The 6,844-nt window shown below is 66.7% G+C and carries 6 protein-coding genes; all 6 read left to right on the forward strand.

Translation table 11 applies throughout. The features are described 5' to 3' along the window. On the forward strand, positions 1-528 hold a 528-nt coding region (locus tag B141_RS39040), incomplete at its 5' end, for an Hsp70 family protein (protein ID WP_040420520.1). Then, positions 525-1,232, forward strand: a complete 708-nt coding sequence (gene grpE / locus B141_RS39045; protein WP_020574173.1) for a nucleotide exchange factor GrpE — start codon at positions 525-527, stop codon at positions 1,230-1,232. The genes B141_RS39040 and grpE, both read left to right, overlap by 4 nt. A 23-nt stretch (positions 1,233-1,255) precedes the next feature. After that, positions 1,256-2,437, forward strand: a complete 1,182-nt coding sequence (dnaJ, locus tag B141_RS0105520) for a molecular chaperone DnaJ (protein ID WP_020574174.1) — start codon at positions 1,256-1,258, stop codon at positions 2,435-2,437. Next, positions 2,434-2,922, forward strand: coding sequence for a heat shock protein transcriptional repressor HspR (locus B141_RS0105525; RefSeq protein WP_020574175.1), 489 nt, complete (start codon positions 2,434-2,436; stop codon positions 2,920-2,922). Before dnaJ ends, B141_RS0105525 begins: the two co-directional genes overlap by 4 nt. Before the next feature lie 117 nt (positions 2,923-3,039). Further along, positions 3,040-5,637 (forward strand): ATP-dependent chaperone ClpB, encoded by a 2,598-nt coding sequence (gene clpB / locus B141_RS0105535; RefSeq protein WP_020574177.1) that lies wholly within the window; start codon positions 3,040-3,042, stop codon positions 5,635-5,637. Between the two features lie 86 nt (positions 5,638-5,723). Beyond that, positions 5,724-6,844 (forward strand): Hsp70 family protein (locus B141_RS0105540; protein WP_026256936.1); only part of this gene is annotated, 1,121 nt, incomplete at its 3' end.

Genomic DNA, 6,844 nt, shown 5'->3' on the forward strand with positions numbered 1-6,844 from the left:
ATCGATGCGAATGGCATTGTGCATGTGTCGGCGAAGGATTTGGGCACTGGTCGTGAGCAGCGGATGACGGTGACGGGTGGTTCGGCGTTGCCGAAGGATGACATTGACCGGATGGTCCGTGACGCGGAGCAGTATGCGGAGGAGGACCGTAAGCGGCGTGAGGTGGCGGAGCTGCGTAACCAGGCGGACACGTTGGTCTACCAGACCGAGAAGTTCATCGCCGACAACCCCGACACCGTCCCCGCCGAGGCCAAGGCGGAGGTCGAGCAGCACGGCGCGGAGCTGAAGAAGGCGCTGGAAGGCGACGACAACGACGCCATCAAGACCGCCTTCGACAAGCTGTCGGAGTCGCGCAACAAGATGGGCGCGGCGATGTATGCCTCCGCCCAGCAGGCGCAGACGCCTTCGGGTGACGGCAGTGCCGACGCGTCGGCCGGCGGTGCCCAGAAGGAAGACGAAGACGTGGTTGAGGCCGAGATCGTTGACGAGGACAAGTCGTCTGAGGAAGGGCAGGGCGGTCAGAAGTGACGCAGGCCGAGGAACACGAAGGCCCCGTGATCCGCGACCGGCGGCGGATTGATCCGCTCACTGGCAAGGTTCGAGAAGGGGCACGGGAGTCCGCGCCCCAGGCTGAACCCCCCACCGGCGACGCGACCGCATCGGTCGACACGGGCACGCAGACAGCTGAGACCGAGACCGAGCAGGCCTTGGCCGAGCTGAAGGTAGCGCTGGTCGAACGCACCAACGACCTCAAGCGTCTTCAGGCTGAGTACGTCAACTACAAGCGTCGCGTCGACCGTGATCGGGAGGTCGCTCGGGATCTCGCGGTAGCCGGCGCCCTCACCGAGCTGCTTCCCGTGGTTGACGACGTGGGCCGGGCGCGAGAGCACGGCGAGCTCGAAGGTGGCTTCAAGGCGGTCGCCGAGGCGCTCGAGTCGATCCTCGCCAAGCTCGGCCTGGTGCGTTACGGCGAGGTGGGGGAGCCGTTCGACCCGCGGATCCACGAGGCACTCATGCACGCCTACTCCGACGACGTGTCCGGACCTACCTGCGCGGCGATCCTGCAGCCGGGCTACCGGTATGGCGAGCGGGTGCTCCGTGCGGCCCGCGTCGCGGTGACCGAGCCCACGGTTGGCCTGCCTCCGCAGCAGCCGACCGCCACCGAAGGCGCCGAGGCGCCGGCCAGTGACGAGGCCGGGCCGGATGAGCGGGCGTCTTCTGGCGACGGCTGATCCTGAGGAGGTGAGCAGCACCCATGGGCACCAAAGAGTGGCTCGAGAAGGATTTCTACAAGGTGCTCGGCGTCTCCAAGGACGCGTCGCCTGACGAGATCAAGAAGGCCTACCGCAAGCTGGCTCGCCAGAACCACCCTGACGCCAACAAGGGCGACGCCAAGGCAGAGGAACGCTTCAAGGAGGTTTCGGAGGCCTACTCCGTTCTGTCCGACCCGGCCAAGCGCAAGGAGTACGACGACGCGCGGTCGTTGTTCGGCGGCGCGGGCGGCTTCCGGTTCCCGGGCGGGCCCGGCGGCCAGACCCCGACCGGCGGTTTCCCGTTCGACCTGGGTGACATCTTCAGCCAGCAGGGTGGTCGCAGCGGCGGACTCGGCGACATTCTCGGCGGGATCTTCACTGGTGGGCGTACCCGTACGCCTCCTGGTACCCGCCCGCGGCGTGGCGCCGACGTCGAGACCGAGGCGACGATCGGGTTCCGTGACGCTGTGGACGGTGTCACGGTGCCACTCCGGATGACCAGCGACAGCCCGTGCCCGGACTGCTCGGGCACTGGCGCGAAGGCCGGCACGGTCCCCCGGGTGTGTCCTGACTGCGAAGGGGTGGGCATGCGCGCCACCACGCAGGGCGGACGCCTCGCGATGACCGAACCCTGCCGGACCTGCCGCGGGCGCGGGTTGGTGGTCGACGACCCCTGCCCGACCTGCCATGGCTCGGGGCGCGGCACGTCGTCGCGCACCATGCAGGTCCGCATCCCGGCTGGGGTCCACGACGCCCAGCGGATCCGGTTGCGCGGCAAGGGCGCGCCGGGCGAACGCGGCGGCCAACCCGGTGATCTGTACGTCACGGTCCATGTCCAGCCGCACGAGCGCTTCGGCCGGAAGGGCGAGCACCTCACGATCACGGTGCCGATCACCTTCCCCGAGGCTGCGCTCGGCGGTGTGGTCCGGGTGCCGACGCTCAACGGCCCGGCCGTGACCCTCAAGGTCCCGCCCGGCACACCTAACGGCCGGACGTTCCGGGTCCGCGGCAAGGGCACGTCGCGGCGGGACGGCACCAAGGGCGACCTGCTGGTCACCGTCGAGGTGGTCGTCCCCGACCACCTCGACGAGCAGGCCAAGGAGGCGTTGGACGCCTATCGCAAGGCGACCGGCGTGGATGACCCGCGGCACGACCTGTTCGATGGTCAGGGAGGTGTCCGATGACGAGCGAGGAGTTGGGCACGGTGGACGGCCCGACCGGTGTTCGCCGGTCGGGTCGCAGTCCCGCCTTCGACATCTCGATGCATGCGGATACGCCGGCGTACGTCATCAGCGTCGCCGCCGAGCTCACCGGGCTGCATCCGCAGACGCTGCGCACCTACGATCGGCTCGGCCTGGTGTCGCCGGGCCGGTCCGTGGGCGGCGGCCGCCGGTACTCCCTTCGTGACATCGAGACCCTTCAGCACGTCGCCAGGCTCACCTCCGCCGGCATCGGGCTCGAGGGAGTCAAACAGATCCTCGAGCTCGAGTCGGAGGTCGAGACGTTGCGGGCACGGGTGGCGGAGTTGGAGAGCGCCCTCGATGATGCCCAGGTGATGTTCGAGCGGGCCGCCGAACAGGCGGCGTTCCTCCCCGAACTCCTACCGCGCACCAGCCGGGCCGTCGTCGTGTGGCAAGGGACCCGCCGGCGACGCGGCGGATCCCGCTAGAGGTTTCCGGGAGCGTTGGCATGAGGCAGATCATGGCCATAAAGTTGAGCGGAACGGACTCAACCCGGTCGGTGTTGGGTCGCATGGCCCATTCGTTGATGACGGGGATGTAGACCCATGGACGCGCAGAAGTTGACCACCAAGAGCCAGGACGCGCTGTCGGCCGCTGTCCGGCAGGCAGCCAGCTCTGGCAACCCGGCGGTCGAGCCGGTGCACCTGCTCCTCACTCTGCTCGCCGATCCGGAGGGCACGGCCGGTGCGCTGCTGGATGCGGTCGGCGCCGACCGGTCCGTGGTTCGCAAGGACGCGACCGACACGGCGGCCCGGCTGCCCGCGGCGAGCGGGTCCACCGTCCAGGCCCCCAACCTCTCCAGGCCCCTTTATCAGGTACTCCAGGTCGCACAGGACCAGGCGACCGAGCTCGGAGATGAGTATGTCTCGACCGAGCATCTCCTCGTCGGGCTCGCGACGGTGGCGAGCAGCGCCAAGGACGTGCTGGCCCGGGCCGGCGCCAAGCCTGAAGGTCTGCTCGCGGCGTTCTCCCAGGTGCGCGGCTCGGCGCGGGTAACCTCGCAGGACCCCGAAGGCACCTACAAGGCCCTGGCGAAGTACTCCGTCGACCTCACCGAGCAGGCCCGCGAGGGCAAGCTCGACCCGGTCATCGGGCGGGACGCCGAGATCCGACGGGTCGTCCAGGTCCTGTCCCGGCGTACCAAGAACAACCCCGTCCTCATCGGCGAGCCCGGCGTCGGCAAGACCGCTGTCGTCGAGGGTCTCGCGCAGCGGATCGTCGCGGGTGACGTGCCCGAGTCTCTGAAGGGCCGGCGCCTGGTCGCGCTCGACCTCGGCTCGACGGTGGCCGGTGCGAAGTACCGCGGCGAGTTCGAGGAACGCCTGAAGGCCGTTCTCAACGAGATCAAGGAGAGCGACGGCCAGATCATCACGTTCATCGACGAACTGCACACGGTCGTCGGCGCCGGTGCGACCGGCGACAGCTCGATGGACGCGGGCAACATGCTCAAGCCGATGCTGGCCCGCGGCGAGTTGCGGATGATCGGCGCGACCACCCTTGACGAGTATCGCCAGCGGATCGAAAAGGACCCCGCTCTCGAACGCCGGTTCCAGCAGGTGTTCGTGGGCGAGCCGTCCGTCGAGGACACGATCGCGATTCTGCGCGGTCTCAAGGAACGCTACGAAGCACACCACAAGGCCCAGATCGCGGACAGCGCACTGGTCGCCGCGGCCACGCTGTCCAACCGCTACATCACCGGACGGAAGCTGCCCGACAAGGCGATCGACCTCATCGACGAGGCGGCCAGCCGGCTGCGGATGGAGATCGACTCCAGCCCGGTCGAGATCGACGAGCTACGTCGGCAGGTCGACCGGATGAAGATGGAGGAGCTCGCGCTCTCCAAGGAGGGCGACGTCGCCAGCCAGGAGCGGCTCGCCCGGTTGCGGGCCGAGTTGGCCGACCGTGAGGAGTCGTTGCGGGGCCTCGAGGCCCGGTGGGAGAAGGAGAAGTCGGGACTCAACCGCGTCGGCGAGGTGAAGCAACGCATCGACGACCTGCGCGTCCAGGCCGACCGTGCCCAGCGCGAGGGTGACCTCGAGACCGCCGCGCGGATCCTGTATGGCGAGATTCCCGAGCTGGAGAAGGAGCTGCTGGCCGCGGCCGAGGTGCCGGAGGTGCCCGACGTGGCGCCGATGGTGCGCGAGGAGGTCGGCCCCGACGAGGTGGCCGAAGTGGTGTCCAGCTGGACCGGCATCCCGACCGGCCGGCTCCTCGAGGGCGAGACCGGAAAGCTGCTCCGGATGGAGGACGAGCTCGGGCGCCGGCTCATCGGCCAGCGCCGCGCGGTGACGGCCGTGTCCGACGCCGTACGCCGGGCGCGGGCCGGGATCTCCGACCCCGACCGGCCCACGGGTTCCTTCCTGTTCCTCGGTCCGACCGGTGTCGGCAAGACCGAGTTGGCGAAGGCGCTCGCGGAGTTCCTCTTCGACGACGAACGCGCGATGGTGCGCATCGATATGAGCGAGTACGCCGAGAAGCACTCGGTGGCCCGGCTCGTCGGCGCGCCTCCGGGCTATGTCGGCTACGAGGAGGGCGGCCAGCTCACCGAGGCCGTACGCCGCCGCCCGTACTCCGTGATCCTGCTCGACGAGGTCGAGAAGGCGCACCCTGAGGTGTTCGACGTACTCCTGCAGGTGCTCGACGACGGGCGACTCACCGACGGGCAGGGCCGCACGGTCGACTTCCGCAACGCGATCCTCATCCTGACGAGCAACCTCGGTTCGCAGTACCTCGCTGACGTCTCGCTTGACGAGGACAAGAAACGCGAGATGGTGATGAACATCGTCCGCACGTCGTTCAAGCCGGAGTTCCTCAACCGGCTCGACGAGGTCGTGCTGTTCGATCCGCTCGGCAGCGACGAACTCACCCGGATCGTTGACCTGCAGGTGGCCGCGCTCGCCCGGCGGCTCGCCGAACGCCGGATCACCCTGGAGGTCACCGAGGGTGCGAAGGAATGGCTGGCGCTCACGGGATACGACCCGGTGTACGGCGCGCGCCCGCTGCGCCGGCTGGTCCAGTCCGCGATCGGTGACGGGCTCGCCCGCAGGATCCTGGCCGGCGAGGTCCGCGACGGTGACCGTGTCCTCGTCGACGTCAACGACAGCAACGACTCCCTGGAGATAGGGGCCGCTGCGACAACCTGAACTCCCCTTGGCGCGGGGCCGGTCCGGCTCCTCCGCCAAGAAACAACACCCGAAACACACTTCTTCTCATCGGAGGCTGGAGCGTTATGGCTCGTGCGGTTGGTATTGATCTTGGTACGACGAATTCTGTGGTGGCGGTTCTTGAGGGTGGGGAGCCGACGGTGGTGACGAATGCGGAGGGGGCGCGTACGACTCCGTCGGTGGTGGCGTTTGCGAAGAATGGGGAGGTGTTGGTTGGTGAGGTTGCGAAGCGTCAGGCTGTGACGAATGTTGATCGGACGATTCGTTCGGTGAAGCGTCATATGGGGTCTGGTTGGAAGACGGAGATTGATGGGAAGGCGTTTACGGCGCAGCAGATTTCTGCGTTTGTTTTGCAGAAGTTGAAGCGGGATGCTGAGGCGTATTTGGGTGAGCCGGTTACTGATGCGGTGATTACGGTTCCGGCTTATTTTTCGGATGCGCAGCGGCAGGCGACGAAGGAGGCTGGTGAGATTGCTGGGCTGAATGTTCAGCGGATCATCAATGAGCCGACGGCGGCTGCGTTGGCGTATGGGCTTGATAAGGAGCATGACCAGACGATTCTGGTGTTCGATCTTGGTGGTGGCACGTTTGATGTGTCGTTGTTGGAGATCGGTGAGGGTGTTTTTGAGGTCAAGGCGACCAGTGGTGACAATCATCTTGGTGGGGATGACTGGGATGCCAAGATTGTTGATTGGTTGGTGACTCAGTTCAAGAACAAGCAGGGTATTGATCTGGGTGCGGACAAGATTGCGAAGCAGCGGTTGACGGAGGCTGCGGAGAAGGCGAAGATCGAGTTGTCGTCGGCTTCGGAGACGCAGATTAATCTGCCGTATGTCACGTTGGGTGAGTCGGGTCCGTTGCATTTGGATGAGAAGTTGACGCGGGCTGAGTTTCAGCGGTTGACGGCGGATCTTCTTGAGCGGTGTCGGCGTCCGTTTCAGCAGGTGTTGAAGGATGCGTCGATTGAGCTTGCCAGGATCGATCATGTGATTTTGGTGGGTGGTTCGACGCGGATGCCGGCGGTGGCGGATCTGGTGCGTGAGTTGTTGAATGGTAAGGAGCCTCATAAGGGTGTGAATCCTGATGAGGTGGTGGCGGTTGGTGCGTCGTTGCAGTCGGGTGTGTTGAAGGGTGAGGTGAAGGACGTTCTGCTGCTTGACGTCACGCCGCTGTCCCTCGGCATCGC

This window comes from Actinopolymorpha alba DSM 45243, from assembly GCF_000373925.1.
In the GTDB taxonomy this organism is placed as follows: domain Bacteria; phylum Actinomycetota; class Actinomycetes; order Propionibacteriales; family Actinopolymorphaceae; genus Actinopolymorpha; species Actinopolymorpha alba.

What these genes read in the sequence shown, in the direction of transcription:
- B141_RS0105525 (WP_020574175.1), top strand. Translation starts at nt 2,434, where the DNA reads ATGACGAGCGAGGAGTTGGGCACGGTGGACGGCCCGACCGGTGTTCGC.
- dnaJ (WP_020574174.1), top strand. Translation starts at nt 1,256, where the DNA reads ATGGGCACCAAAGAGTGGCTCGAGAAGGATTTCTACAAGGTGCTCGGC.
- clpB (WP_020574177.1), top strand. Translation starts at nt 3,040, where the DNA reads ATGGACGCGCAGAAGTTGACCACCAAGAGCCAGGACGCGCTGTCGGCC.